The sequence below is a fragment of the Terriglobia bacterium genome (assembly GCA_036496425.1).
GTDB lineage: Bacteria > Acidobacteriota > Terriglobia > 20CM-2-55-15 > 20CM-2-55-15 > 20CM-2-55-15.
Genome location: DASXLG010000074.1, coordinates 1 through 26,240, shown reverse-complemented (window position 1 = coordinate 26,240; position 26,240 = coordinate 1). Strand labels below are relative to the sequence as shown.

The 26,240-nt window shown below is 57.7% G+C and carries 28 protein-coding genes; 17 read left to right on the top strand and 11 right to left on the bottom strand.

Going from position 1 to position 26,240, the window contains the following annotated elements; translation table 11 throughout:
- The first annotated feature begins 6 nt into the window (after positions 1-6).
- Both VGK48_05425 and ftsY read left to right on the top strand, forming a co-directional pair.
- Complete coding sequence (locus tag VGK48_05425) at positions 7-1,008, top strand: NAD(P)H-dependent glycerol-3-phosphate dehydrogenase (protein ID HEY2380605.1); 1,002 nt, start codon at positions 7-9, stop codon at positions 1,006-1,008.
- A 3-nt stretch (positions 1,009-1,011) separates the two neighbouring features.
- The gene (gene ftsY, locus VGK48_05420) at positions 1,012-1,971 is read left to right on the top strand and encodes a signal recognition particle-docking protein FtsY (protein HEY2380604.1); all 960 of its coding nucleotides are present in this window, start codon (positions 1,012-1,014) and stop codon (positions 1,969-1,971) included.
- A gap of 16 nt (positions 1,972-1,987) precedes the next feature.
- Here ftsY and VGK48_05415 read toward each other — a convergent pair whose 3' ends face one another.
- Together VGK48_05415 and VGK48_05410 are read right to left on the bottom strand one after the other, a co-directional pair.
- A complete protein-coding gene (locus tag VGK48_05415) occupies positions 1,988-2,386 on the bottom strand; it encodes a type II toxin-antitoxin system VapC family toxin (GenBank protein HEY2380603.1) in 399 nt (132 codons plus the stop codon).
- A complete protein-coding gene (locus VGK48_05410) occupies positions 2,365-2,610 on the bottom strand; it encodes a type II toxin-antitoxin system prevent-host-death family antitoxin (protein HEY2380602.1) in 246 nt (81 codons plus the stop codon). The genes VGK48_05415 and VGK48_05410 overlap by 22 nt, the downstream gene beginning before the upstream one ends.
- A 93-nt stretch (positions 2,611-2,703) precedes the next feature.
- On the opposite strand from VGK48_05410, the gene VGK48_05405 reads away from it, so the two are divergent.
- From VGK48_05405 to ribB, 7 genes are all read left to right on the top strand, one after another.
- Complete coding sequence (locus VGK48_05405) at positions 2,704-3,573, top strand: dienelactone hydrolase family protein (GenBank protein HEY2380601.1); 870 nt, start codon at positions 2,704-2,706, stop codon at positions 3,571-3,573.
- Positions 3,515-3,970 (top strand): hypothetical protein, encoded by a 456-nt coding sequence (locus VGK48_05400; GenBank protein HEY2380600.1) that lies wholly within the window; start codon positions 3,515-3,517, stop codon positions 3,968-3,970. Before VGK48_05405 ends, VGK48_05400 begins: the two co-directional genes overlap by 59 nt.
- Positions 3,971-4,394: 424 nt before the next feature.
- A complete protein-coding gene (locus tag VGK48_05395; GenBank protein ID HEY2380599.1) occupies positions 4,395-5,396 on the top strand; it encodes an alpha/beta hydrolase in 1,002 nt (333 codons plus the stop codon).
- A gap of 81 nt (positions 5,397-5,477) precedes the next feature.
- Entirely contained in the window at positions 5,478-6,524 is a 1,047-nt protein-coding gene (locus VGK48_05390) for a tRNA-dihydrouridine synthase (protein ID HEY2380598.1), read from the top strand.
- A gap of 44 nt (positions 6,525-6,568) precedes the next feature.
- Entirely contained in the window at positions 6,569-7,558 is a 990-nt protein-coding gene (gene ribD / locus VGK48_05385) for a bifunctional diaminohydroxyphosphoribosylaminopyrimidine deaminase/5-amino-6-(5-phosphoribosylamino)uracil reductase RibD (GenBank protein ID HEY2380597.1), read from the top strand.
- Positions 7,539-8,150 carry a riboflavin synthase gene (locus VGK48_05380; GenBank protein ID HEY2380596.1) on the top strand — a complete coding sequence of 204 codons (612 nt, stop codon included), beginning with the start codon at positions 7,539-7,541 and terminating at the stop codon, positions 8,148-8,150. Before ribD ends, VGK48_05380 begins: the two co-directional genes overlap by 20 nt.
- On the top strand, positions 8,131-9,270 hold the full coding sequence (ribB, locus tag VGK48_05375) for a 3,4-dihydroxy-2-butanone-4-phosphate synthase (GenBank protein HEY2380595.1): 1,140 nt from the start codon (positions 8,131-8,133) through the stop codon (positions 9,268-9,270). The genes VGK48_05380 and ribB overlap by 20 nt, the downstream gene beginning before the upstream one ends.
- Positions 9,271-9,512: 242 nt before the next feature.
- On the opposite strand, the gene VGK48_05370 is transcribed toward ribB, so the two are convergent.
- Positions 9,513-10,010 carry a heme-binding protein gene (locus VGK48_05370; GenBank protein HEY2380594.1) on the bottom strand — a complete coding sequence of 166 codons (498 nt, stop codon included), beginning with the start codon at positions 10,008-10,010 and terminating at the stop codon, positions 9,513-9,515.
- Between the two features lie 193 nt (positions 10,011-10,203).
- Between VGK48_05370 and VGK48_05365 the strand changes: the two genes are divergently transcribed.
- The gene (locus tag VGK48_05365; protein HEY2380593.1) at positions 10,204-11,520 is read left to right on the top strand and encodes an alpha/beta fold hydrolase; all 1,317 of its coding nucleotides are present in this window, start codon (positions 10,204-10,206) and stop codon (positions 11,518-11,520) included.
- Here VGK48_05365 and VGK48_05360 read toward each other — a convergent pair.
- From VGK48_05360 to VGK48_05345, 4 genes are all read right to left on the bottom strand, one after another.
- Positions 11,407-12,039, bottom strand: coding sequence for a DinB family protein (locus tag VGK48_05360; protein ID HEY2380592.1), 633 nt, complete (start codon positions 12,037-12,039; stop codon positions 11,407-11,409). The genes VGK48_05365 and VGK48_05360 overlap by 114 nt on opposite strands.
- A 338-nt stretch (positions 12,040-12,377) precedes the next feature.
- On the bottom strand, positions 12,378-13,487 hold the full coding sequence (locus VGK48_05355; protein HEY2380591.1) for a PAS domain S-box protein: 1,110 nt from the start codon (positions 13,485-13,487) through the stop codon (positions 12,378-12,380).
- Positions 13,488-13,533: 46 nt separating this feature from the next.
- The gene (locus VGK48_05350) at positions 13,534-13,938 is read right to left on the bottom strand and encodes a hypothetical protein (protein ID HEY2380590.1); all 405 of its coding nucleotides are present in this window, start codon (positions 13,936-13,938) and stop codon (positions 13,534-13,536) included.
- 86 nt (positions 13,939-14,024) lie between these two features.
- Positions 14,025-16,781 (bottom strand): CHAT domain-containing tetratricopeptide repeat protein, encoded by a 2,757-nt coding sequence (locus VGK48_05345; GenBank protein HEY2380589.1) that lies wholly within the window; start codon positions 16,779-16,781, stop codon positions 14,025-14,027.
- Positions 16,782-16,882: 101 nt separating this feature from the next.
- On the opposite strand from VGK48_05345, the gene VGK48_05340 reads away from it, so the two are divergent.
- Both VGK48_05340 and VGK48_05335 read left to right on the top strand, forming a co-directional pair.
- Positions 16,883-17,908: a hypothetical protein gene (locus VGK48_05340; GenBank protein HEY2380588.1), complete on the top strand. Its 1,026-nt coding sequence runs from the start codon at positions 16,883-16,885 to the stop codon at positions 17,906-17,908.
- Between the two features lie 161 nt (positions 17,909-18,069).
- Positions 18,070-18,702 carry a Uma2 family endonuclease gene (locus tag VGK48_05335; GenBank protein HEY2380587.1) on the top strand — a complete coding sequence of 211 codons (633 nt, stop codon included), beginning with the start codon at positions 18,070-18,072 and terminating at the stop codon, positions 18,700-18,702.
- Between the two features lie 7 nt (positions 18,703-18,709).
- Here the strand turns inward: VGK48_05335 and VGK48_05330 are convergent, their stop codons facing one another.
- Together VGK48_05330 and VGK48_05325 are read right to left on the bottom strand one after the other, a co-directional pair.
- Positions 18,710-19,183 (bottom strand): GNAT family N-acetyltransferase, encoded by a 474-nt coding sequence (locus tag VGK48_05330; protein HEY2380586.1) that lies wholly within the window; start codon positions 19,181-19,183, stop codon positions 18,710-18,712.
- Between the two features lie 9 nt (positions 19,184-19,192).
- Positions 19,193-19,414 (bottom strand): hypothetical protein, encoded by a 222-nt coding sequence (locus VGK48_05325; protein HEY2380585.1) that lies wholly within the window; start codon positions 19,412-19,414, stop codon positions 19,193-19,195.
- A gap of 459 nt (positions 19,415-19,873) precedes the next feature.
- Here VGK48_05325 and VGK48_05320 point away from each other — a divergent pair, with 459 nt between their 5' ends.
- A complete protein-coding gene (locus tag VGK48_05320; GenBank protein ID HEY2380584.1) occupies positions 19,874-20,377 on the top strand; it encodes an AMP-binding protein in 504 nt (167 codons plus the stop codon).
- On the opposite strand, the gene VGK48_05315 is transcribed toward VGK48_05320, so the two are convergent.
- Positions 20,324-21,229 (bottom strand): hypothetical protein, encoded by a 906-nt coding sequence (locus VGK48_05315; protein ID HEY2380583.1) that lies wholly within the window; start codon positions 21,227-21,229, stop codon positions 20,324-20,326. The genes VGK48_05320 and VGK48_05315 overlap by 54 nt on opposite strands.
- A gap of 23 nt (positions 21,230-21,252) precedes the next feature.
- Positions 21,253-22,017, bottom strand: a complete 765-nt coding sequence (locus tag VGK48_05310; protein ID HEY2380582.1) for a DUF4159 domain-containing protein — start codon at positions 22,015-22,017, stop codon at positions 21,253-21,255.
- 268 nt (positions 22,018-22,285) lie between these two features.
- Here VGK48_05310 and VGK48_05305 point away from each other — a divergent pair, with 268 nt between their 5' ends.
- From VGK48_05305 to VGK48_05290, 4 genes are all read left to right on the top strand, one after another.
- On the top strand, positions 22,286-23,929 hold the full coding sequence (locus VGK48_05305) for a hypothetical protein (protein ID HEY2380581.1): 1,644 nt from the start codon (positions 22,286-22,288) through the stop codon (positions 23,927-23,929).
- Positions 23,930-23,941: 12 nt separating this feature from the next.
- Positions 23,942-24,934, top strand: coding sequence for a MoxR family ATPase (locus VGK48_05300; GenBank protein HEY2380580.1), 993 nt, complete (start codon positions 23,942-23,944; stop codon positions 24,932-24,934).
- 113 nt (positions 24,935-25,047) lie between these two features.
- Positions 25,048-25,944: a DUF58 domain-containing protein gene (locus VGK48_05295; GenBank protein ID HEY2380579.1), complete on the top strand. Its 897-nt coding sequence runs from the start codon at positions 25,048-25,050 to the stop codon at positions 25,942-25,944.
- Positions 25,941-26,240, top strand: a 300-nt coding sequence (locus tag VGK48_05290) for a BatA domain-containing protein (GenBank protein ID HEY2380578.1), incomplete at its 3' end; no start/stop codon positions are given. The genes VGK48_05295 and VGK48_05290, both read left to right, overlap by 4 nt.

Below are 26,240 nucleotides of genomic sequence, written 5' to 3'. Positions count from 1 at the left end.
CCTTCCATGAAGTCACCCATCGCCATCATCGGAGCCGGAGGCTGGGGAACGGCCCTCGCCATCACCATGGCTCGCGATGAGCGCGAGGTCCGGCTATGGGCGTACGAGCCGTATCTCGTTGAAACTCTGCTCGCCACGCGCGAAAATCCCATCTATCTGCCCGGCGCGCGTGTTCCGGAGTCCGTTCGCGTCAGCAATTCGATGAACGACACGCTGAGTGACGCTCCCATTGTCATCGTTGCCGTCCCGTCGCATGTGTATCGCCAGGTGCTGTTGCAGGCCGTACCGCTATTGAGCGGAGAAACAGTATTCGTCAGTGCAACGAAGGGCATTGAAAACGACACGCTGATGCGGATGTCGGAGATCGTGGTCGACGTCGCCGGGAGTCAATTTGTCCCTCAGGTTGGCGTGATATCGGGCCCGACATTTGCTCCCGAAGTCGCCCGGGGAGAACCGACGGCGCTCGTCGTCGCATCGCGGGAAGAGAAACTGCGGCTTTATCTTCAGGCAGAACTGTCGGCGCCCCGGTTCCGGCTTTATACCAACGCAGATCCGATTGGCGTCGAAATTGCCGCGGCCGTAAAAAACATCATTGCGATCGCCGCAGGCGTTGTTGAAGGACTGGGATTGGGATCCAACGCAACAGCGGCCCTGATCACGCGGGGACTCGTCGAAATCACGCGTCTCGCGGGAGCCTGTGGAGGAAAGCGTGAAACCCTCTCCGGACTGGCCGGGCTCGGCGACCTCGTTTTGACGTCATACGGCAGTCTGAGCCGGAACCGTCGCGTCGGTGTGGCGCTCGGACAGGGAAAGCCGATCGACGAGGTGCTCTCAAACATGCGAATGGTTGCCGAAGGCGTAAAAACCGCAAAATCGACAGTTGCGCTCGCCCGCAGGCACAATGTTGAAATGCCCATCGTCGAAAAAATGTATTCGGTATTGCATGAAGGACGGGCCCCGCAAGATGCAATCAACGACTTGATGGACAGGAAACTGAAGGAAGAATAGCCGATGGAATTCATCACCCTATTTGGGCCGCCGAAAAAGAAAGAACCGACGGTCTTTGAAAAAATCAAGGAAGCCGTCAAGCAGACGAAAGAAAATTTCACCGGGCAGATCCAGGATCTTGTCGAAGGCCAGAAGGAAATCGACGCCGCCATGCTGGATCAGCTCGAAGCAATCATGATCGGCGCCGACATCGGCGTGACGACCACGAACGACATCCTGAAAGCCATCAAAGACCGCATGTCGCGCAAAATGCTGCAGGACCCCAAAGAACTGCGCAGTGCGATCAAAGAAGAACTGCGAAAGATCCTGAATGTGAATTACACGCCGCCCAAACAGGTTGCCGAAGGCGATCCCTTCGTCATCGTGATGGTCGGCGTGAATGGCGTCGGCAAAACCACGACTATCGGAAAACTGGCAAACCGGTTCCGCAATGACAGCAAGAAGGTCATGCTGTGCGCATCCGACACCTTCCGCGCCGCGGCGACAGAGCAACTGGAGATCTGGGCGGACCGTGCCGACGTTCCGATCGTCAAACAAAAGTCCGGAGCAGACCCTTCGGCGGTTCTGTTTGATGCCCTGCAGTCCGCGAAAGCCAAGAAAATCGACTATGTCATCGTCGATACCGCAGGACGATTGCACACGAAGCACAACCTCATGGCTGAACTCGAAAAGATGACCCGTATCGCGAAACGCGAAGTTCCGGGAGCTCCGCACGAAGTTCTTCTGGTACTCGATGCGACCACGGGACAGAACGGCCTCACGCAGGCTAAAGAATTCACGAAGAGCGCCGGAGTGACGGGACTGGTCTTGACGAAGCTCGACGGAACCGCAAAGGGGGGCGTCGTGACGGCAATCGCGAAGGAACTGAAGATTCCGATCCGGTTTGTCGGTGTCGGCGAGAAGATGGACGACTTGATCGAGTTCTCCGCCGACGACTTTGTCGAGTCGCTTTTCGCGGCGTAAGGCCGCACGCTGTGGATCACCAGAGCGTTTTGATGCCGTTGTATTTCGCGATATTGTGGTCGGAAGTCAGGATTGTGAGCGCGGTTTCCTGCGCGAGCGCCACCAAAATGCGGTCGAACGGATCGCGATGAATGGGAGAGAGCGCGGCGGCGGCGCAAACGGTCCGGACATCGATTTGAAGCTCACGCAATCTATAACGGTCCGCAATACCCAAAAACCACAACAAGGGAGGATCCTGCAACTCGAGTTTTCCCGCAGCGGCCTTGATTGCCATTTCCCAGGGTGTAACGATTGAAACATATGCTTCCGGAGCCGACCGAAGCGCAAATGCGGCGGCGTGAGGCAGTTCGCCACGCGTAAGCGCAAGCACCGCGCACGTATCGAGCAGAACATTTACCGCAGATCGTCCGGCCATTCGTCTTCGCTAAGCGGTTCATCGGGTCTGTAGCCCCGCGCGAACTCTACTCGAAACTTGGGATCCGGATCGATATTCCGGCTCTGCGCACGCTTGGACCGGCGCCGAATTTCGGCGACTTCCTTTCCATCCCGGCATAAAATCACCACCTCGCCCTTTTCTTCAACGGCCTTAACCAGTTCAGACAAGCGTGTTTTTGCATCATGCATGTTCACCGTGATCATATTAGCTAGTCTAGCTAACTCAGCCGGTGCTGTCAAAAACGGGGAACCTCTTGCGCTATAGTAAGGTGCCACAAAAAAGGAGAACCCAACCCTATGTGCGACGAACATTATGAAAACGACGTGGAACAACACCGCCTCCGTTCAGGCCTGAGCCGGCGGGAATTCGCTGCGCTGACCGCAGCAGCCGGCTTATCGATTCTGTTGCCTCACGCAGCAGAAGCCGCCGTCGAAGTGAGGGAGGAAGAAGCCAACATTAAGACTCCGGACGGCACGGCGGACGCCTATTTCGTCCACCCCACTACCGGCACCGGCGCGGGCGTCATTGTCTGGCCGGACATTCTCGGCCTGCGCCCGGCATATCGCACGATGGGCAAGCGGCTGGCGCAAGAAGGCTATTCGGTATTGGTCGTGAATCCGTTTTACAGATCCAGAAAGGCGCCGATCGTTCCCGATGGGACGAAGATCACCGATGGCATGCCGATCGCACGACCCATGGCCCAACTGTTGAATCCGGCAACGCATGCTACCGATGCAAAAGCATTCGCCGGCTGGCTCGATTCTCAGTCGTCTGTTTCGAAGACAAGAAAGATTGGAACCATGGGCTACTGCATGGGCGGCCCGATGGTGATGCGCGCTGTAGCGGCGGTTCCCGATCGTATCGGCGCCGGTGCCACGTTCCATGGCGGCACACTCGCGAGTGCGGCCCAAGACAGTCCGCATCTGCTTGTTCCCCGGATGAAGGCGCAGTTCCTTCACTGTGTGGCACAGAACGACGATATGCGCGATCCGAATAACAAAGCGCTGCTGAAGAAAGCGTACGATGACGCCAGATTGTCCGCAGAAATCGAAGTCTACAAAGCGGACCATGGTTGGTGTGCACTCGACTCCGACCAATATAATAAGGATGAAGCAGAGCGCGCTCATGCCCGGTTGCTTGTTCTGTTCAAGCGGGCTCTGGCTTAGCACTGATAAACGCCATGGAATCAGTCCTTTTGATTCTCGCGGGTCAAGTATTAAGCCGATCCAGGCATTGTGCCTCTACTTCGGCTTCTCTACTTTCGAGAACAGCGCTCCCTCGGCCCGGTTGCGTGTGACCATCGTTTCGATCTCTGAAATTTTTCTGTCGGCGATCTTCAGCCGCACAAACGTGGGATCAATGGACAAAGACGTACAAGAACGGTTCGAACGCATCGAGCGGATACTGGAAGCGAGCGGACGCGCTCATGCCGAGCAGATGGCCGCGATCCGCGAGGCCCATATGGAAGTGGAGGCTGCGCAGGCAAATACCGATAAGCGGCTGGATCGCATCGCCGCCCTGGTTGAAGAAATCGGCGAAAACAAGCCAATCAGGCCATCCTGATCGACCGTCTTATTGCGCGGGATCTTGGCCGGAGCGGAGAAGCGTGACGGTGCGCGGACAAACTCTCGAACCGATCGGCCCGTCCACAAACCGATCGGATCTCACGCCAACCGATCGGTTTAAAAAAAATGATGAAAACTGTTAGGTTTTGCGGCAGTGCTCTTGCACGCCAAAATTCGGAAATGTAGCGAAACAATTCAGGTTTGAGCGTTTTTTGATTTCGTTTAAAATTCAAAATTCATCGCTAAATTTTCGAATTGGCGTTCAATTTGGAAATTGCAGTGGCGCCGCGTATCCAAACCGCCATCAGCAATCCAAGGATCGTCCTGCTCTTCATCGGTTTCATAGAGTCTCCTTTGTCGAGCGTAAGAATATCAGTATGATCGTTGCCGGTCGAAAGCTGTACAGGGAGGAGATGATAAAGATGAAGCAAATCAACAGACGCAGTTTTGTAAAAGCGACGGGCGCGCTCATGGCGGCTCCTGCGCTGGGGGGTCTTCCGGCCTTCGCGGCACAGGCTCAGAACACCGGCGACTTGCGCGTGGATAAAGACATTGTCTTTGGCAAAGGCGGCGACATCGATCTCTTGCTCGACGTCTACCATCCGCCCCAGGGCGTAACACCGAAACGGATGGGCATCATTCATCTGTTCGGTGGAGGCTTTTTCACCGGCAACAAGAATGCGGGTTACATCGTCAACGATGTGCGGGCGCTGGGGCGTCTCGGCTACACCGGCATTTCCGCGAACTATCGCCTGACAGGTCAGGGCTTGTGGCCGGCGCAAATTTATGACACGAAGGCCGCGATCCGCTGGGTGCGCGCGAACGCAGCAAAGATCGGCATCGACGCCGACAAGATCGCTATTGCCGGCTACTCCGCCGGCGGCCTGCTCTCACTGCTGGCGGCCGGAACCAACGGCATGGCCGAGTTCGAGGGCAACGGCGGCAACGCGGGCGTCAGTTCGAACGTGCAGGCGGCCATCGGCGTCTATCCGCTCGCGAGCACGCAGACCGCAGGAAGCCTGTTCCCCACCAACCTGAGCGCGGAAGAGCGCACGAAAATGATGGACGCTGCGTCTCCCGCCAAATACATCGGCAAGACCTTCGCGCCGACGATCTTCATTCACGGTACGGCCGACACGACGGTGCCACTGACTTCGAGCCTCGATTTCTTCACGAAGCTCACCGCCGCCGGCGTTCCCACGTCGATCACGACGATCCAGGGCGCAGCTCACGCGTTCGATAACGCCGCGCTCGACGCGGTTGAAGTCATGGCGCACTCGATCGATCTGTTCCTCGACCGTCTGATCGTCAATCCGAAGCCGTATCCGGGTTTCGGGGGCGGCGGCGGCGGACGCGGTGGCGGTGCTCGCGGCGGACAGGGCCGAGGCGGACAGGGCCGGGGCGGCGGGAGAGGTTCAAACTAAGCGCATCCCGGCCACCTCATATCCCGTTGTTTGTGCCGTCGAACCTTGAGAGTTTGTGCTTCGAAGGGCTTATAATACGCCGTGCTTACGATTGGTTCTCTCAAGATTCCGCTGCCCGCCATCCAAGCCGCGCTTTCCGGCTTTTCAGACCGGCCGATGCGTGTTGTCGCCCGCCGCTTCGGTGCAGAATTTGCCATGGCCGAGGTGGTCCTCGATGAACTGGTCATCCTTAAGGGGAAGCTCCGGGCGCGGCTGTTCGAGATCGGGAACGACGACCACCCGATCGGCGGACAACTCATGGGAAGCCGCGCAGAGCAGTTCGCCGAGGCGGCGAATGATCTGGTCGAGGCGGGTTATGACCTGATCGATATCAATTTCGGCTGTCCCGTTAAGAAGGTCCTTGGCCGATGCCGCGGCGGATTTCTGCTGAGCGAGCCGGAGACTGCGCTCGCGATCGTCAAGGCAGTCGTCGACAGTGTCGACCGCCGCCGGCCTGTCACTCTCAAGATGCGGCGTGGATTCGACGACTCGGCAGAGAGCGAGCGAAAGTTTTTCTCGATCCTCGACGGCGCCTTCGAACTCGGCGCGGCGGCCGTCACGGTCCACGGCCGCACGGTCAAGCAGCGCTACGTCGGACCATCCGACTGGGATTTCCTTGCGCGCGTGAAGCGGCACGCCGGATCGCACACGATCCTTGGCAGCGGAGACCTGTTTACTTCAGCGGCGGTTTACCGAATGATGAATGAGACCGGGGTGGATGGCGTGACCGTCGCACGCGGAGCCATCGGAAATCCATTTATCTTCCGTGAATGCCGCGCACTGTTCGAAGGAAACCCGATTTCGCCGCCATCGGTGGCCGAACAGCGCGACGCCATCGAGTTTCAATTTGCCGAAACGCTGAAGCTTCACGGCGCCGCATATGCCGGCGGCGTCTTCCGGAAATTCGGGATCTCGTACGCCGCCCTCCATCCCATGAGCAATGAAGTCCGCCAGGCATTCATCGACGCAAAAAGCACACAGGCGGTCGAAAATATAATTTCTGCCTGGTATGACAGCAGCCGCGAATGGCCTGAGATGAAACAGCGCGAGATGCCTGCAGACCTGATCGCAGCCGGAGCCGAAGCCTGAACCCTGCGGAACCCGGGCGGAATCCATAGAATATACAGTGAAGAATGAATGATGAAGCCTACATCCGCCGTGCGCTCGAGCTGGCCGAAAAAGGCGCAGGACTGACGAGCCCCGGAGTCATGGTTGGCGCGGTTATCGTGAAAGAAGGACGCGTCGCTGGCGAAGGGTTCTATACCTACGACGGCGTCCGGCACGCCGAAGTCATCGCTCTCGAGCAGGCAGGCGCCGCCGCTCGCGGCTCGACCGTTTATACGAATCTCGAACCCTGTTCGCATCACGGACGAACCCCGCCTTGCGCGCAAGCGCTGATCGACGCCGGCGTGGCGCGCGTCGTTACATCCATGCCGGATCCCAATCCTGACGTCAACGGCCAAGGTCTGGCTATGCTTCGCGCGGCCGGCATCGCCGTAGAATGCGGACTGCTCGAGCGCGAAGCCCAGCAACTTAATGAGGCATTCATCACCTGCAAGACGGAGCGGCGCCCATTCGGCATTCTAAAGATCGCGATGACTCTCGACGGCAAGATTGCCACGCGCCACGGCGAGTCCCGCTGGATTACCTCCGAAGCATCCCGCGCGCTCGTTCACCGGCTGCGGCATCGCTGCGACGCCCTGATCACCGGCAGCGGAACCGTCCTCACCGACAAGCCTCAACTGACGGATCGCAGCGCGCTGCCGCGCCGCAGACCGCTGTTGCGAGTGATCCTCGACCGGCGCGGACGCATCTCCGGGTTTCCGGATGCCCTGCTCTTCCGCGGCTCGCTGGAACAGCTTTCCGCCGAACTGTATGCGAGAGAGATCCAGAGCTTTCTCCTGGAATGCGGGCCGGATCTGGCTTTCAACGCCATAACGGGCGGGATCATTGATAAACTGGTGGTCTTTGTAGCGCCCAGGATATTGGGCGGCCGGGAAATTCCCGGGATTGGCGGGGAAGGCGTGCAGCGTCTCTCGGACGCTGTTCCGCTGCAGGACTGGTCCGTCGCGCATGCGGGTCCCGATCTGGTATTGACTGCATATGTTCACAGGCATCATTGAGGAAATCGGCGAGGTTGTCGAAACCCGGGACACCGGCGGCTTCCGCGCCATTTACGTTCGAGGCGGCCGCGTTTTCGACGATTTGAAGCTTGGTTCGAGCATCGCCGTCAACGGCGTCTGTCTGACGGTGCGCACTATTTCCGGGGATGTCTTCTCGGCCGAAATGTCGCGTGAAACCCTGGATCGTACGAGCCTCGCCCAACTCGCTTCGCACTCCATCGTGAATCTGGAGCGTCCCATGCGGGCCGACGCGCGTTTCGGCGGACATATCGTCCAGGGACACGTGGATGGCCTGGGCCGCCTCGCGCAGTTCAACCGGGAGGGTGATGCCTGGGATTTAGCCGTCGAATATTCCGCTTCAGCCGGACGTTATATTGTCGAAAAGGGATCGATTGCAGTCGACGGGATCAGCCTGACGGTGGCTTCGTTACGGGCTCCACACACGTTTTCGGTCGCAATAATTCCGCACACATTCGAAAATACGAATTTGAGAGCGGCCCGGCCGGGCGATCCGGTGAACCTGGAATTCGACATCGTGGCCAAGTACGTCGAGAACCTTTTGAGCAGAACGAATGCAATTCGCAACGATTGAAGAAGCGATCAACGAGATTCAGGAAGGGCGTATGGTCGTCATCGTCGACGATGAAGACCGCGAAAACGAAGGCGACCTGATGATCGCTGCGGAAAAGGTCACGCCGGACGCCATCAATTTCATGGCGACTCACGGCCGCGGCTTGATCTGTCTTTCGATGACGGGGCAGCGGCTGGACGATTTGCATATTCCGCTCATGGTCTCGGATCACAGCAATACATCGCCTTACGGAACGGCATTTTGCGTCACGATCGAAGGCCGCCGCAACGTATCTACCGGGATTTCAGCGTTCGATCGCGCTCAAACCATCCTTACCGCCATCGACCCGAAGACCAAACCCAACGATCTGGCGCGGCCGGGCCACATTTTCCCGCTTCGAGCGCGCGACGGTGGAGTGCTGATTCGCGCAGGCCAAACGGAAGCGGCCGTCGATCTTGCTGGCGCAGCGGGACTGAATCCTGCAGGCGTGATTTGCGAAGTGATGAAAGAAGACGGAACCATGGCGCGAATTCCGGACCTTGCGGAGTTCGCCGAACGCCACCAGTTGAAGGTCATCACCGTCGCCGACCTGATCCGTTACCGGCTTCGTACCGAGCGTTTCGTCCGCAAGTATGGCGAGACGACTTTACCGACTCCCCACGGCAACTTCCGCATGTTCGTTTTCGACAGCATGCTCGATCAGCAGACGCATATTGCCCTCGTTCGCGGCAACATCGAGAACGGCGAGGATGTCCTGGTTCGTGTGCAGACGCACTGCCTGACGGGGCATGTTTTCGGATCGCCGGCCTGCCGCTGCCATGAACAGATGGATCGGGCGATGCAGACGATCGCGGATGCCGGGCGCGGAATCCTGCTCTATTTGAATGAGATGGGCCGCACCCGCGACAGCAGCGCATTGCTGGAGTTCCATGGCAAGCACGGCAGCGATTCGAACGAGACCATCGGATTGCGCGGCGAACAGCGTGAGTACGGTATCGGAGCGCAGATTCTGGCAGCGCTGAATGTCCGCACCATGCGGATCCTGACGAATCATCCGCGAAAGCTGGTGGCGCTTGAGGCCTACGGACTGAAGATTGTCGCCCAGGTTCCGCTTGGCGAGAAAATTTCGACAAAGAATTAGAGAAAAAAGGAACAGGGCTTGTGAGCGACCCCCTGCCGCTTCGCGGCTCTCCCCCTGTATCAGGGGGAGAGTTACTGTCCAATACGCACCTTTACGCAAATCAGCTTGTTCAGAAGGCTGCCCCTGTATCACCCTGTATCAGGGGGGAGTTACTGTCCCCCTGATACAGGGTGACAGCCGCCGCAAGCGCGGCGGCAGGGGGTCGCTCACAAGCCATGTTCCTCTTGTGGCTGTTCTCTTCCCTACTTCATGAGGTTGGCTCCGGCCTGCGCGGTCTGCCCGTCTTCGACACTGGTGCCACCCGATGCTCCGATCGCGCCGACAACCTTCCCGCCTTCCATTAACGGAATACCGCCTTCAACCGGCACCGCTCCAGGAAGGCCAAGCATGCGCAGCCCGATACCGCCCTGGGCCACAGCGTCCTGAAACACCTTGGTTGGCCGTCTGAACAGCGCCGCGGAGCGTGCCTTCTCGATCGCGACGTTGACGCTGCCTGTCTGCGTGCCGTCCATTTTTTCAAAGTAGACGAGATTGCCCGCAGTATCCACGACAGCCACCGCCATCATGAAGCTGTGTTTTCGAGCTTCGGCAACGGCGGCAGCAGCGACTTTCCTGGCGGCGTCGACAGCGATGGGCATGCCGTAGGCGGGCGCGGGAGCCGGCGCCGTTTGGGCGCGAAGCATGGAAGCGATGAGAATCGATGTTATGAGAAAAATAAAACGCGTGGTTCGCAGGCTCATGAAATTCTCCTATCTGGGTTTCTGTTTTGGATTCGTGCTTCGTCAGGTTGAATGTCCAATTTTGCGAAGTATGGCAGATCCGGCGCGGACGGTACAAGGCGCAGGCTAGAATGAAGGCTTGAGAAACGCACCCCGGCTTCATTTACGGCTCTGGATAGGCGGACTGGCAGTGGTCCTCTTTTCCTTGAGCATCATGCGAACTGACGCCCTGGAACCGCGCCGGGAGACAGGAACACTGCCAACTCAGCCGCCGACTCCCTACTTCCGCTATTTTTCAGGTGCGCAAGCGGCGCCGCGCGTTCTGGTCGTGCATGGTCTGAATTCGAACAAGGCTTTCATGCAGATTTTCTGCGCTGCCCTTGCCGATGCGGGATTTGAGGCTTATGCCATCGACTTGCCCGGCCATGGAGATTCGAACGTCGGTTTCAATGCCGTGCTGGCCGACAGAGTTCTCGACCAGGCCGTGTCCCTTCTTAATCCGGACATTGCGATCGGCCACTCGATGGGCGCGTCGCTCCTGATCGATCTGGCGCACCACGCGAAATTCCGGAAACTCGTTCTGATATCGCCCGGCACTACGGCAGTAAATGATCTGAAGTTCGAAAACACACTCGTCACGAGCGAAACCTGGGACATCCCCGCAGTCAATGCCTTCGCACCCCATCTGGATGGTGCGGAATGGCGGAAATTCACCTGGGGCATGCACTCATCAGCGCTTATGAAGCCGGACCAGATCCGCGAGATCGTGAAGTGGCTGGGCGGCGATCCTGACAAGCTGCGCACCGGCCGGCGGCTCGCATGGCTGGGCTTGATGTTCGCGGCCGCAAGCACTCTGGGGATCGTGCTGCTTCCGAAACGTCCGGCGATCGCGCAAACGCTTCCCTTTTCGAAAGCCGATGTGGTTCTGTGCTACGTCGTCGCGGGGGGAGCGGCGGTGGTCGTGCAGAAATATGTCGTGGTCCTCCGCTTTGTCCGGCTGTTCGCGATGGATTACCTAGTGAGTTTCTTCTTCGTTGCCGGAGTCGTGCTGGTTGCGATTCTTACGGCGAAGAAACAGCTGCCCTCCGGCGATCCGAAGGCAATCGTCAAGGCCATCATGGCGTCGGCATTCGTTATCGTGTTATTGGGTTTGATCGCGGGTTCCCATTTCATTCACATGTCGCTTTCGGATGGGCGTTGGTGGCGTTTTCTCGTGATTTCCGCAGCGTCATTCCCGCTCTATCTGTTCGACGAAACGATAACGCGAGAGATTGGTGCCCGATGGCGGAATGCCGGTATCGCAGTTGTGACCCGGACCTTGATCGCCGCTTCGATCGCGACCGGGGTCCTGTTGCTGAATCGGCAGTCCGCCTTCATCGTCCTTCTTCTCGGATTGTTTCTCGTATTCTGGCTGACACTATGGATTGCTACCGGCCTCGTCGGCCGGCACGTCCGAAATCCCGTCGCCGCCGCTCTTTTTGCCGCGCTCGTCCAAGGCTGGATGTTCGCCGCCTGGTTTGTCACGGTGTGAGAGCCCACGTGACAGATGCCGGTAGAAGCCCGGATCCCGCCCCGTCCGCATCTTATAAATGTAGAGAATTTGTCCCAGATGGTAACTGAAATGTTCCACCACGTGATAGATCGCCTGTAGGCGGGAGGACTCATAAGACTGCACGGAAAACCGTTCGCGCAGCGTTTCCTGCGGCAGACTCCCCAGAACACGATCGACGGCGTCAATGGTTTCGCTGATGGCGGCGATCAATTCCTGCTTCGGGCATGGCCGTCTCTCATCGAACTCGGCGTCACGATTACGCTCGAAGTGCGCACCGCCTAAGGAACTCAGAATCCACTGCCGCAGATTCCCGCAGAGATGGAGAATCAGGTTGCCCGCGCTGTTCGACTGCTCATTGGGACGCCACCAGATGTCCGCCTCCGTCATGTCTTCAAGGCAATGAAGAAGCTTCGGCAGGAAATCCTGCTTTAAAAACACCCGCGACGATTCGATGAATTCCTCGGCGGCGGTTCTGGAGGTTCCGGTTGTAGTTTGCATGGGATTTAAGCTGAACATCATACTCCGTAGAAAAACGGGGAGTGCCCTGAAAATGTGCTGGGGTGAACAAGGTGGCGCGCATGGTGCTGGCGTGCTGCCCATCACGAGAAAGGATCAGCACCATGAACACACCGTATATTGGTCAGTCAACGGCTGGACTGGTTATTATCAGGGGGTTTGAGGGCGAGGATGTCGAGGTTGGCGTCGAACAGCTGGAACCGAGGATCATGCCCGAAAGCACTGCGGGCTTCCTGGATTGATCCTCAAGGGGCGCCGGCCGCCATTTTCGGTGCCCCTGTTGAACCTTCCCGTACCACTTGTGTTCGGTACCAAACCCGTTAAGCCGAAGTAGCCATCATCGCCTGGGCCAGGGGCATTGTCACTATTACCGTAGTTCCCTCGCCCGGGTTGGAGATGATGGTGAAAACGCCGCCCGAGCGTCTCATGCGCTCGGACATGTCAGCGAGCCCCAGTCCCGGATTCGCATGGAGTCCCACGACGAAGCCACATCCATTGTCTCTCACCGAAAGTCGAGCGGTTGCTGCCGATGCGCTGAGCTCGACCTTGATGTCGGTGGCCCGGCTGTGAGTCAGAGCGTTTCGTAACGATTCTTGAGCGACCCGATACAGAGACAGGGATACGTTCTGGGGAAGCGGAGGCATGTCTTCGTCCTGCACAAAGAGAACAGCGCACTCGCTATCTGTGGCCTGCCGGCACAGATTGCGCAAAGCGGCCGGTAACCCCAGCCCTTCCACAGTTACCGGGCGCAGTTGACGCGAAAGGTGCACGACGTCCCCGCAAAGCTCCCTTAACCGTTGCTGCAGGTCGTTCAGGCCGGCGGCCAGATTGAGGTTTTCGCCGCAGTCGCGGGAAAAACGGCTCAGACCGATCGAAAAGGCGCAAAGCTTCGGTGCGAGATCCTCGTGAAGCTCATTTCCAATGCGGCTGCATTCGGTTTCCTGTGCGTTAACCAGCAGGGTGCTCAGTCTCCGCGAATGTTCTTCCGCCTCTTTTCGATCGGTTATGTCGGCACGGCTGCCGACGTAACCGTGAAAAGCACCATCGTCCGAGTATCGCGGTACGCCGCTCTGAAGCACCCAGCGGTAAACGCCTTCGTTACTCAACAGCCGGTACTCCGCGGTAAATTTCTGCCGCGAATTGAACGCGGAGAGATAGTTGGTGACGCAGCGTTCGCGATCTTCGGGGTGAATGCGTCCAACCCAATCCAGCTGCGCTTGTTCTTTGAGAGACAGCCCGGTAAAATCCAGCCACGATTTATTGAAGAACGTGCAGCGCCCATCCGTATCTGAGTTCCACAACATGGCCGGGGCGACGTCCAGCAGCGATCGAAAGCGCTCCTCACTCTCTCTCGCCTTCCTGCTTTGCCGATATGTGATCACGGACACGAACATCAACAGAACAGACAAGAAAATCAAAAAGAGTTGCATGTATCTTCCTGTTCTATATCAGAGGTCAACGCATCCCGAACGTCGTTCAGGTCTGTTCATCGATCGTTATTCCACCAACGATCGTCAGCTGCGGCAAACAAATCTGAAGGCGGAACACACCCGCTGGAACGTCGTCGAAATGAAACTGGCCGAAGTTATCGCTCCAGGCCGTCTGGAAGGGCTCTCCGTCCAGCAGCAAGTGCAGGCGGATGCTGTTCAGAAACTGCTTTTCGTTTCGAGCAAAAACCTGGCCGACGATCTGATGCTGGGAAGGATTCGTGGAAATCTTCAGATGGATATCGAATTCCTCGGCGCCCATGACAACCTGGCGGGCGTCTGTGGCGCCGCGGGCATCGGCAAATGGTTGCGTCAGACTATCAAACACGATTGCCGCGGCAAGCTCCCGCCGCGCATCGAAATTCGGCTCAGCAAGTTTTTCGCCCGACTGCATCAGCCATCTCCTTACCGGCATTATACGTATCCGGAGACAGAGTAAAAACCATATTGAGATGTTTTGAGCGCGCCAAGACGCTGGAATCACGTCTTTCCAATCAGTACGAAGGGCGCCCAGTAGAATGGATTCGGATAAGCAACGCGAACAGTTTGCATTGCGTTCTGAAGCGCTTTCGCTCTGGTGGCCCCTGCCCGCCACTCTTTGTAGAACGCGCTCATGAGAGTCACGGTTGACTCGTCGCTGACGGTCCAAAGGCTCATCAGAAGTGAGCGGGCGCCCGCGTAAAGAAAACCGCGGGTGAGTCCGAGCAGATCGTCACTATCAGCGATCTGACCCAGACCGGACTGGCACCCGCTGAGTGTGACCAGGTTTGCCTGGCAATTCATAGAGAACAGATCCAGCGCCGTGACATAGCCGTCTGCCAGTTTGAAGCTCGAGAACATTGGATTGTCCCGGCGGTAGGCCGCGTGGGTCGCCACATGAACAAATGAGGCACGCTGGGCCGCTTGAGAGAAGCCCTCGCGGTTGGCGCGTTCTCCGGAAAGAACAGTGGATTCGGGAAAAATGTTTTGCAGGGCCGAGACCTCAAAGTCCACCCGCGGGGCATTGGTGTCGGCCACACCGACGATCAGGGGCCGGGCATCCGCGACATCGGTTTTTTTTATGCAGTAACGCAGAACAGAAGCGCTTGGCGCATATGTGATCTCGAAGCGGTCACAGAGGTAGCGTGACCCGTCATAAAAGGCATGAAAGGGAAGGTGATGAAGAAATCCGTGGGGCACGATAACGATGTGTGGCGTCGTAACCTCCCCCAGCAGCGGTTCGACCAGCGCCTTGTGTAATGCCTGCAGATAGTGCGTCGTCACTTCAAGAATTTGTGCGGAGTGCGATGTTATAAAACCCCGGCCAAGCAGAAAATTGTCGAGTTGGAACGACAGCTTCTCATAAAGCGCCCGCACATATCCGGTGAGCGCGAGCCGCCGGACCGCCCTGGCAGTACGCGGGGAGATGACGAAAGCAATCAGTTCCTGCTGCGTGATGAAGTACTCGATCAACGTTGTGCGATCGGGAAGGAATTCCTGGACCTCTTCGAGCCCTGCAGCATGGACCTGCTGCAGCGATGCGTACTCGGAGTCTTCGGTGGCGGTTTCACGCAGAGCATGGGCGATTTCCCGCTCCTTCGCCACAATCACGTCGAAATTCTTCACAGCCTTGCGGGATCGGCTCTCCGGCTTGCACCGCATGTAGTGAACATTCAACTCTTCACGCAGGTGCTCGATCCGCCGGAGCAGAGCGTTATCGGTACGGGCAGGAACAGATGGCAGGCTCTGCGCGAGAAGTTCGACCAGACTCCGGGATTTCGCGCGCTCGCACCAGGAGAAGGCGGCGCTTACCGATTCCTCTTCTGCGTCGAGATTCAAACGGGTGAGGGCTTCGTAGACCTGATTGCGGCCTTCCAGAAACGTGACCTTGAGGTCATCGTGCTGCAGCCGGGTATGATGTTCTTCCAGATCCTCTGCCGCAAGACGATATGCCCGTTCGGCCTCTTTCCAGACCTTCTTGATCTCGGCGACCTGGCCGCAAAGCATGTAGTAGGGAAAAACCAGGAGCGGCATGCGAGTCTCATCGATGATGGCAGACATTTGCGCGAGATGTTCTTCGGCAGTGGTCACGTCGTTCAAAGCGATCGCTATTCGGACCAGTAGGGCAAAACTGAGCATGCGGCAGGAAGGAATTCCGAGAGTTTCAAAAAGCCGCTTCGCCTCGGCCGCCAGCAATCGCGCGTCGTTGTAATGTTGGAGGGCCAGGTGGACATCCGCCGCGTGAATGTCGAGCAGGGCGATCCAATAGTCGTTGCCTTCGTCTTCGAAGCCTTTCCGGGCGGCGCGAAAGATGTCCAGCGCTTCATCGAAGCGCCGCAGGCGCATAAGCGCGACGCCAAAGAAGGTCCGGGCTTTCGCCTCCTCACAGCGCATTCCGATCCGGTTGCATTCTTCGATCGCCCGCCTCGCAAGCGTTGCAGCCTCTTTGGGCAGGTTGAGCTGAAGATAGATTTCCGCTTCGTCGAGGTCGCACAAGGCGATATGACGCGGGCTGCTCGTGAGCTGCCGTCGGATACGGGAGAAGCCTTGCAGCGCCTGGCTGTAGAGGCCTCGCAGATAGTGAAGATAGGCGCGATTGTATTTCGCCTGTTCCTCGAGCGCATCCAGCCGCATTTCGCGGGCGGTCTGCTCGGCCTTTTCGTACATGGCGTCGGACTGCTCGTACTGATCGAGCCGGTAAAGCGCGTAGGCGAGGCTCAGATATACCTTGGCCAATGCGGCACGATCACCGATTTCTTCGAACACCCGCGCGGCGACGGCATAGTACTCGCTGGAACGTTGGTGCTGACCCAGCCGGGAATACGCGTTCGCGACGCCGGTGCAGAGGCGCGCGTATCCGTCGTTATCACCATGGTCCTTCAGCCATCGCTCGGCAACATGCGCGACGCTGAATGCATCGGCATAACGGCCTGAGCGCAGAAGCGCCTCAACAAAACCAACGCGAACGCGGGAAACCCTCGCCTGGTTTCCACGAGCCTCATAACCCGCGATCACCAGGTTGTAGTAAGGAAGGGCTTCGTCCGCCTGCTCGTTTGCCGTCAGGCCGTAGCGCAGCATGTCGTGGGCTTGCAGGAGCAGATCGGCGTTGGCGGCCTCTGTTGCCAGCCGTACCGCCTCGCGCGCCATCGCTACCGCCAATTCGGACTGGCGGTTGCTGGGTTGTCCCGCGTACAGGTTGAAACCGCGGATGTCGGACCAGAACTTTTCGAAAGTTTGGTTCAGTTCCTCGCTTTTCATCTGCTTCAGGGCGGTCTCAGCATACCGCGCTTTCGGGCCGGCAACACATCACTTCCAGGATCTTTTCGTTTGACGCAACTTCAGGTAATCTCAGCGACAAGATGCAGATCAGAGGCAATTGGACGCCCGTCATCGCAACAGCGCTTCTCGCATTCCTCATTCTTCTGCCCGCGGCCGTTTCGCGTTCCGCAGAAACGCTGCCGGCACAGCTCAGCGATTCCGACTACTGGCAGATGATTTTCGGATTTTCCGAGCCGAGCGGCTATTTCCAGTATGAAATCATCACGTCCAACGAGGTCTCGTATCAGCAGGTCCTGCCGGGCTTGATGAGAACACCGCGAACGGGCGGGGCATACCTTGGTGTGGGGCCTGAACAGAATTTCACGTACATCGCGGCGCTAAAACCGAAAATCGCCTTCATTTTCGACATCCGGCGCGACATGATGCTCGAGCATCTGATGTACAAGAGCATCTTCGAAATGTCGGCCGATCGCGTGGAGTTCGTATCGAACCTGTTCTCGAGAAAGGCTCCGGCCCAGCTGACCGCCGGCAGTCCGATCGAAACGATCTTCCGCACGTTCACGGGAGCTCCGGTAGACCCGGCGCTGGTCGAACAACACACGAAAGGGATCCTGGACCGGCTGAAAACCCGGCACCACTTTCCGCTCACCGCCGGGGATGAACGCGGAATTCGCACGATCTACCGGAACTTCGCCCGCGAAGGCGTGCTGAGTTTCGATTCGAGTTTCAGAAGTCCCGGCTATGCCGCGTTGATGACGCTGACCGACGGTGCCGGCAAAAACTGGAGTTACCTGGCGGCGCGCGAAAACTATGACCGCATTCGCGCCATGCACCAGGCGAATCTGATTGTGCCGATCGTCGGCGACTTCGCCGGCCCGAAAGCGATTCGCGCCGTAGCCCAATATCTGAAAGAGCATGGCGCGGTCGTCCATGCGTTCTACATTTCGAATGTCGAGGATTACATCCGGGCCTGGGGCCAGTACGTGGCGAATATCTCGTCGCTGCCCATGGACCCATCCAGCGTCCTGATACGCTGGACCACAGCAGGATTTACATCCCTGTCATCAATGACGGATTTCGTCCGCAGCCAGCGGATCTTCCGGTAAGTCAGCGCGCGATCAGTGTTCGCGGAAAACAGGGGACGGAAAAGGGGGATAGTGAGCGATTTCCATTTCGAAATTGCTCACTATCCCTCTTTCCCTATCCCTCTTTCTCCTCTTTTTCCTGACCCGTTGCGAACCAATTGGCCCGGCGCTAGAGTAGTCGTATGTCTGTGCTGCTCAAGGCGCCCCCGACGGACCGCATTATCATTTCCAACGTCAGTTGGGAGACGTACGAAAGTCTCCTGAAGGACCTGGAAAACCAGAGCTCGCCTCGGCTCGCTTACGACCAGGGAGTTCTGGAAATCATGAGTCCACATTTTGAACACGATGCGGCCAAGGAAGTACTGGCGTACATTGCAATCATCGCTCTGGAGGAGCAGGACATCGATTTCGTCGCCGCAGGTTCCACGACATTCAAGCGCGGAGTCTTAAAAAGAGGCTTCGAACCTGACGCATCATTTTATATCCGGAATGCCGCTCGGGTTCGCGGAAAGAAACGCCTGAACATGGAAATCGATCCTCCTCCGGAACTGATTATCGAGATCGATGTGACAGGCGATTCCATGGACAAGTTTCCCCTTTACGCTGCGCTCCAGGTCAATGAAGTGTGGCGCTATGCCGGCGCAGTCGAAGTCTGGGTCCTCCAACAGAATCGTTATGTCCGGCAGAACACCAGCAAAGCAATTCCAATCCTCGGCGATAGGCTCATCACCGAACTGATGGAATCGAGCCTGACATTACAAAGGCCGGCTTGGGCACGTAACACACGGCAACGCATTCACTCGTTGATGAAATAGAGATCCTTCAGTCTTTTTGCTCCGATGTCTTCATCCACTCGAACACCTGGTAATGATCGCCGTTCATGCCTAACCGCGTGTAGACCGTCTGCGCGCGGGTGTTTCGCCGGTCGACATACAGCCGGATGCCTTTCACACGCGGAGTGGCTTCGGCGATCGCTTTGATGTGGCTATAGAGGCCGGCATAAACACCTTGCCGGCGTTCTTCCGGAACGACATAAACGCTTTGGATCCACCATACCGTTCCGCATCGCCAATCGCTCCATTCGTAGGTGATCAGAGTGCAAGCGATCACGGTGCCCCCACGTTCTGCCACGAAATAGCGGCCATGCGTGCCGCTCTCAAATACGCGGCAAACTCCCCCAGTAACAGTTGCGCGATCTAACTCCAGATCCTCCGTTTCCCGGGCCATTTCCATTTGAAACCGGACAATGGCAGCAACGTCCCTGGCGTCAGCCTCACGATACGTCACAGAAAACATACTGCTTTATCAGAGACCGCCGGCCGCCGCGCCTGCCTGCATAATCCGCGCGATATTGTCGGACGGAAGAAGTCCTCGCAACGAACCGTGCCCGAATCCAACCCGGCGAACTGGTCTGCGGCCTCCCGATTCCGTGAGATCGCCGCGAGCAGTTCCCTGCATGAACGGCGGAGGAAGCTCATAAAACGCACCCCCATCATCGTCCGCGGCCCCCATTAAAATTCCTACCATTACTCCTTGTCCGGGCTGATCGTATAACAAATTCGGTGCGACGACGTAGTCGCGTTTGAGCGGGATCAGGCGGCAGTGCTGCTCTGGCGACTCCAGCGCTGGAATCGATTCAGCAGAGCTGCTGCGGCGCTTCCAAGGCTGGAATTCGATTAACAGTGCTGTTGTTTCGGTTCCAGCGTTGGAGTTGAATCAGCAGCGCTGCTGCCTGAACTCCAGTCTTGGAGTAGATTCAGCAGTCCTGCTGTGGTGTTTCCAGGGTTGGAAACGATTGAGCAGTGTTGCTCCGGTGGGAGCAGTCTTGCAAACGATGGAGCAGCACTGCTCCCGCGGGAACAGCGTTGGAAACGATTTAGCAGTGCTATTCCGGTCGGAGCAGCACTGCTAATGATTCAGCAGTGTTGCTCCGGCATTTCCTGAACAGCAGCGAATCGCGCCTTCAGCAGAGCGGCCGCAACCGGTATGTTGCGCTTGATGCCGTTCGCTGGAATTCAATCGCGGGCTGCGGCCCGCAGAAAGGAGAAAGCTAGGACACAGACGACACCGATCAAAGCCACGCTGGGTTTTCAAGAAAAACTCAGCCAAGGATGTTCTGGCGCGTGTAAACGCGGTCCTCGAAATGGGACGGCAGGCAGCGCGTCCAGGCGTTTTCAGGGGGCGGCCATGAGTGTCGATCCGGACCAACTTGCCACCATTATTCACACTTCGGGTCCCACCGGTGTTCCGAAGGGTGCAATGCTGACGCACCGGAATCTGATATCGAATATTCTGCCAAGAGTGAGCGGCTGCCCCTTCAGGAGACCGACAGTGGCGCCTCAACCGATCGAGAACCGGCACGATCTGGCGATGAAGGAGATCGAGGCGCGGACACAGGATCTGGCTCCGTTCCAGAAAATCCGCGCTTACAGGGCCTCACCGCGAATCGTTACCTCTGGTCGCCTCGATAGATATGGGACCGAGGAGTGAAGTCCCGGCGTTCGGGCCGGGCGGTTGGGCAGGCGCGGACATGTTGTCCTGCTGAGTGGTCATGCGCATTTCGTTCATCGTGACGTGAACGGTAGCCTGATTGTGAAAGGGCAGCGAGCCGGGCCCCCAGTCCTCGTGCAGGATATTAAAGGTCATGGTGTCGCTTTTAATGACGAAATCGTCCAGCGCCGCCATGGTGTACGGATTGTCGCAGCGGCCGCACACCATGCCGCGCAGGTTGCCGCCGACCTTCCGGATGATGAAGTACTGCTTGTTGACGCCGACGCCAAAGCCGAGCCATACACCAATGACATCTGTCTGGGTGAGTTGCTTCCACGGCGCAGGTGGAACATAGCCTCCGCGGCCGGCGCCGCCACCGCCTGCACCACCACCACCACCGCCCCCCCGCGCAATCGCGGGCACGGGGCCGTTGCCTGCCGGAAGCCTCGATACCGCTATCGGAAGTCCATCGGGGCCGCGCGGATCTTTGATTACGGTTCGTTGAAACTTGCCGCCATTCGGACCGCCGGCGGTTCCGCTGATGATGAGGTTCCCTTTGTCGAACCTGGCCGACGCATGATCCTGATATGCCGTACTGCCGTCCGCTTTCACATGCGTCACCACGAAGGTGATGCCGTCTGCTCCCAGCTTTCCGTCAACGAACGCAAGCGTCGTCGCATCGCTGCAGCGCGTGCAATACACGCCGCGGACCTGATCGCCGCGGATCGAGAACTGATAGACGTGGGGATCGCCGGCCTCCGTCCGCCAACCGCCGCGATAATCGTCCGCGCTCTGCGCGGATGCCACTGTCGCCAGCGCCAACGAGGCCAGCACCACGAAGAGTCTCTTCACGACTTTCATTTGTTCGGGGCGGCTCAGTGCGTGAACGAATACATCAAATAATTGATGCCGAATTCGAGCGAATTGGAAGCGTCGTGGAGGGAGCGGCGGCCTTCATTCAGCCATTCCCAGAATTCGCTGATGTCATTGTTGTCGTTGATGACCATCTGCAAATTACCGTGGGGATCCCGCAGCCCCAGAAACTCGACCGGTCTCTGGCCGGGGAAAATGTACGGCGCGATCATGTCGAGCGAGTTGATTTTGTAGAACGTATTGAAAACCGGGTCGGACAGGTCAAGCCGGACAAATGTGCGATCCGGATAGACCTTCTTCATTTCGGCCTGGAAATGGCGAATATCATCTTCGGGTCCGAATCCGGTCTGCTGGGAATACGCCGCGGTGCGCATATCATCAATGAGAAGAAACCCTCCGCGGTCGAGATACTCTCTCAGGTTGACGACATCCTTCGCGTTCAACTCCAGATATCCAGGCTCGCACAGGTATGCAAACGGATACTTGAAAAGATCGGGACTGTCGATATCGACGATCTGGTACGCCATCGAAGACGTTCGGATACTCGAAACCTCGGCAACAACGGAGGGGAACTGCTGATCGCTGTATGGATAGTCGTGATGCCAGGGCACCTCGCGTACGAAAATCGCGTCGGGAGTCATGTGATATCGAACGCGCGCGTAGACGAATTCGGGATCGCGGACTTGCGCATCGGATGACAGGCGCGAATGAAACACACAGAGTCCGAAAAATATTCCAACGAACCCGAGGAGCGCCGCCTTTTTCATTTGGGTTAATTAGAAACCAAAGATGGAGGAACCACAAGCAACAAAGCACCCGTCTGGAAATTCGACAGAAGTGTTCTCCGGCATCCGGATTGCTCAACAAATACCGACATTGATTCTCCTTGTAGATTCTCCGTTAGGAGGGGCGCCGATTTGCCACCGGCGCCCATTTCTTTCTGCGGCAATTCCGTCTTTTCTTACTGCCCTACCTGGGGTATGGTAGGCGTACCGGATCTTAGTGTTTAGGAAAGAGAAAGAGCCTATCCATTCAATGTCGGATAAGGAAATCATCGTCGCCTCGCTTCAGCGGGTGGAAAGGCGAATTCGGGCGAACCGGCTCTTGAATGAGCTTACTTTCGGGGCCCTTGTCTGTGGAGCCATCCTCCTGCTGGTGAAAATCTGGGACCTGTTCGACCCCCTTCCGGGGGTAACCGTCAGCACCATCGTTGGCATCTGCGTGCTACTTTTTGCCGCCTACGCCGGCTATCGGGTTTTCCAGAAAGGCACATTGAACGATGCCGCGTCTTCGGCCGATAGCCGGGCGGGCATGCACGACGAGTTGAAAACCGCCTTCTGGTTTGTGAACAATCCGCGGCCCTCCGATTGGGTCGACGCCCAGGTTCATCGCGCCGCCAGGAATGCGCAGGCCCTCAAGCTCGACGCTCTGTATCCGCGCCATATCCCCAAGACCTCTTTTATCGCCGCCTCCATGATTCTTCTGTTCGTGGGGCTCAATTTCGTTCCGATGTCGTTCAATCATAACTGGCTCGCGCTGCAGGCGGCGCCGGCGTTCGCGTTGAGTGAAAAGGAAGCGGCGATCGTCAAACAGACGAAAGAATTGATCCACAAAGCTGAAAAGCTGAAACAGAGCGATCTCGCACAGAGGCTCGAGGACGTGGTGCAGCAGCTCCAGGACGGAAAGATCGACCCGCAGCAGGCGGCGCAGATGCTCGATAACATCCAGAATCAGCTGGAGGAAGGCAACCTCGACGCGGCCAGCATCAACGAAGGTCTGGAAGAGATGGCGAAGGACCTGGCGCAGTCGGAGCAGCTCGATCCCGCGGCGCAGGCCATGCAGAACAAGCAGTTGAACCTTGCCGCCGACGAATTACGCAAACTTGCGGACAAGCTTGGCTTGAATACCGCCGGCCAGACCAAGGACATCCAGAAGAGCCTGGAACAAGCCGCGGAGAACACGCGGCCCGGACTCGAAGACCTGGCAGAAATGCTCAAACAGGCTGCAGAAAACCTCAAGAACGGGCAGCAGGATGCGGCGCAGCAGGGTCTGGACGGGGCCGCGCAGCAACTGGAAGCACTGCAACAACGCATCGAAAGCCAGGATCTGAAGAACCTCGCAAGCCAGGATCTCCAAAACCTGAAGGATTCGCTCCAACAACGCGGTCAGCAAAGCGCCGGGCAGAAAGGCGGCAAAGGCCAACAGCAGCAGGCCGGCAAAGCTCAGGGCGGGCAGAACCAGAAGGCGCAGCCTGGCCAGACCGACCCGAATGCTCAGGGACAGGCTCAGGATGGCGGCGAAGGCGAACCCACCGATCAGACGGCGCAAAACGACGGCTCGCAAAACGCCGCTCCGGTTCCCGGCGGAGGCAATGGCAACGGATTGATGCCTTCGGGCAAAGGCGGAGCCGATGCGCCGCGCGAAGGCGCAGCGACGAAACTCGACGTCAAATTGAAGCAGGAGAAGGTGGACGGCATGTCGGACGGCGGAGAGAAGCCGGAAAAGCTCGAGGAAATCAGCAAACAGGAGCGCTCCATGCTGGATTACCGGAACGTCAAATCGGATTTGACCCCCGCGCAAAAAGATTTGCTGAATCAGGACCGCATTCCATGGGAGTATCGCCCGCTGATCAAAAATTATTTCCAGGCCATCCGGCCCGCAGCAAACGGGAAGAAGTAGGTTGTAAGAATAATGAGCTCCGCCATCGATCAACAGGTCGTCACGTTTCAGGAACAGTTCAATCGCGTCAAAACAGAAGTCTCCAAGGTCATCGTTGGGGCCGGGGACATCATCGATGGCGTCATCATGAGTCTGCTTGCAGGCGGCCACGTCCTTCTCGAAGGCGTTCCGGGACTCGGCAAGACGAAGCTCGTATCGACTTTGAGCGACGTCATGCATCTCAAGTTTTCCCGCATTCAGTTCACGCCGGACCTCATGCCGGCCGACATCACCGGCACCAACGTCGTCCAGGAAAACGCCATGGGCGAAAAGTTTCTGGAGTTCCAGCCCGGGCCGATTTTTTCCAACATCGTGCTGGCGGATGAAGTCAATCGCGCGACGCCCAAAACGCAGTCGGCGCTGCTTGAAGCGATGGAAGAGCGCAGTGTCACCGTCGGCAAGACGACGCACAAACTCGATTCTCCGTTCTTCGTACTCGCCACCCAGAATCCTCTGGAAATGGAAGGCACGTACCCGCTGCCTGAAGCGCAGCTTGACCGCTTCTTTTTGAAGCTCAAGGTGGACTATCCCACCATCGACAGCCTTCACACCATTTTGAATCGCACGACAAAGGTTCAGGAACCTAAGGTCGACCGCGTGCTCGGCCAGGGTGAAGTCCTGGAAATGCGGAAAACCGTGCGCGCCGTTCCGATCGCGCGGCCCGTGCAGGACTATGCGATCCGCATTACCATGGCCACGCACCCGCAGCCGCCATATGCGCATCCTCTGACCATGAAATACGTGCGCTACGGCTCCAGTCCACGAGGCGCTCAGGCGCTGGTCGTCGGCGGCAAGATCCGGGCTCTGCTGAATAACCGGCTGCACGTTTCCTGCGACGATATCCGCACCGTGGCCTACGGCGCTCTCCGGCATCGCGTCCTTCTGAATTTCGAGGGCGAAGCGGAACGCGTCGACCCGGACACCGTCATCAAAGGAATATTGGAGAACACACCGGAACCGAGTTAAGTCCATTGGAAATTTCAAATTGGAAGTTTGAAATTGGAAATTTTCGGTACCGCAGATCTCCAATTTCCAACCTTCAATCTCGAATTTCCAATAAGTAGTCCGCTGTATTAAGTATGTCCACCGCAAACCCACAAACCACGCTGTTCGATGACGAGTTCATGAAGAAACTCGAATACCTCAATATCATTTCGAAACGGCTGTTCGCCGGCCAGCTCCGCGCGGAGCGGCGCACCCGGCGGCGTGGCACGGGACTGGAGTTTGCGGACTATCGGGCGTATGTGCCGGGCGATGATTTCCGTCATCTCGACTGGAAGGCGTATCTCCGGCTGAACCGCCTTATCCTCAAGCTGTTCGAGGAAGAAGAAGACCTGCCGATCTATTTCTTCGTCGACAGCAGCCAGTCGATGAGCTACGGAGAGCCGGCGAAAATCGATTATGCCCGCCGGATTGCGGCCGCACTCTGTTACATCGGCCTGGCGAATCTGGACCGGGTCAATGTCGTCTCATTTGCGGACGGCGTCAAATCCGAACTGCCGCCGCAGCGCGGCAAGGGACGGATTTTCAAAATTTTCCGCTTCCTGACCGATATCAATGCGGGCGGCCAGACGGACGCGCGCGCGTCGTTCAAGACGTACTGCACGGAAACCCGGAGGCGTGGCCTCGCTGTCGTGATTTCCGACTTTTTCGACGGCCACGGCTTCGAAGGAGCCCTGGATATCCTGCGGCATTTCCGTCACGACATCTTTGTTCTCCACATCGCCAGTCATGAAGAGATCGATCCCAGGCTGCGGGGCGAGCTGCTGCTGGTCGATGCGGAGAGCAATCAGACCCGCGAAATCACGGTCACTCCCTCGCTCCTGGCAGCCTATAAGACGGAGTACGCGAAACATTGCGAGGCCATCGAGTCGTATTGCGGAAAATATCAACTGGGCTACGTTCGCACCGTCACGGACTATCCGTTTGAAGAACTGGTTTTGAAGGTCTTCCGGCAGGGCAGGTTCCTGAAATGAACTTCCTTACGCTGACCCCGCTCCAGACGGCAGTGCTTGCCTTATTGACCGCGGGAACCATCATCGCGCTGTACTTTCTGAAGCTCAGGCACCGGCGGGTTTTCATTTCTTCATCGATTCTCTGGCGGCGCGTCCTGGACGAGCGGCAGTCGCATTCATTGTGGGAAAAGCTGCGCAGGATCATCTCGATTGCGGTGACGGTGACCATTGCGCTGCTGATTGCTCTGTCCATCGCGAGGCCGGAGATCCCATCGCTGACCGGGAAAAACGAACGAATCGTGATCGTCCTCGACAGT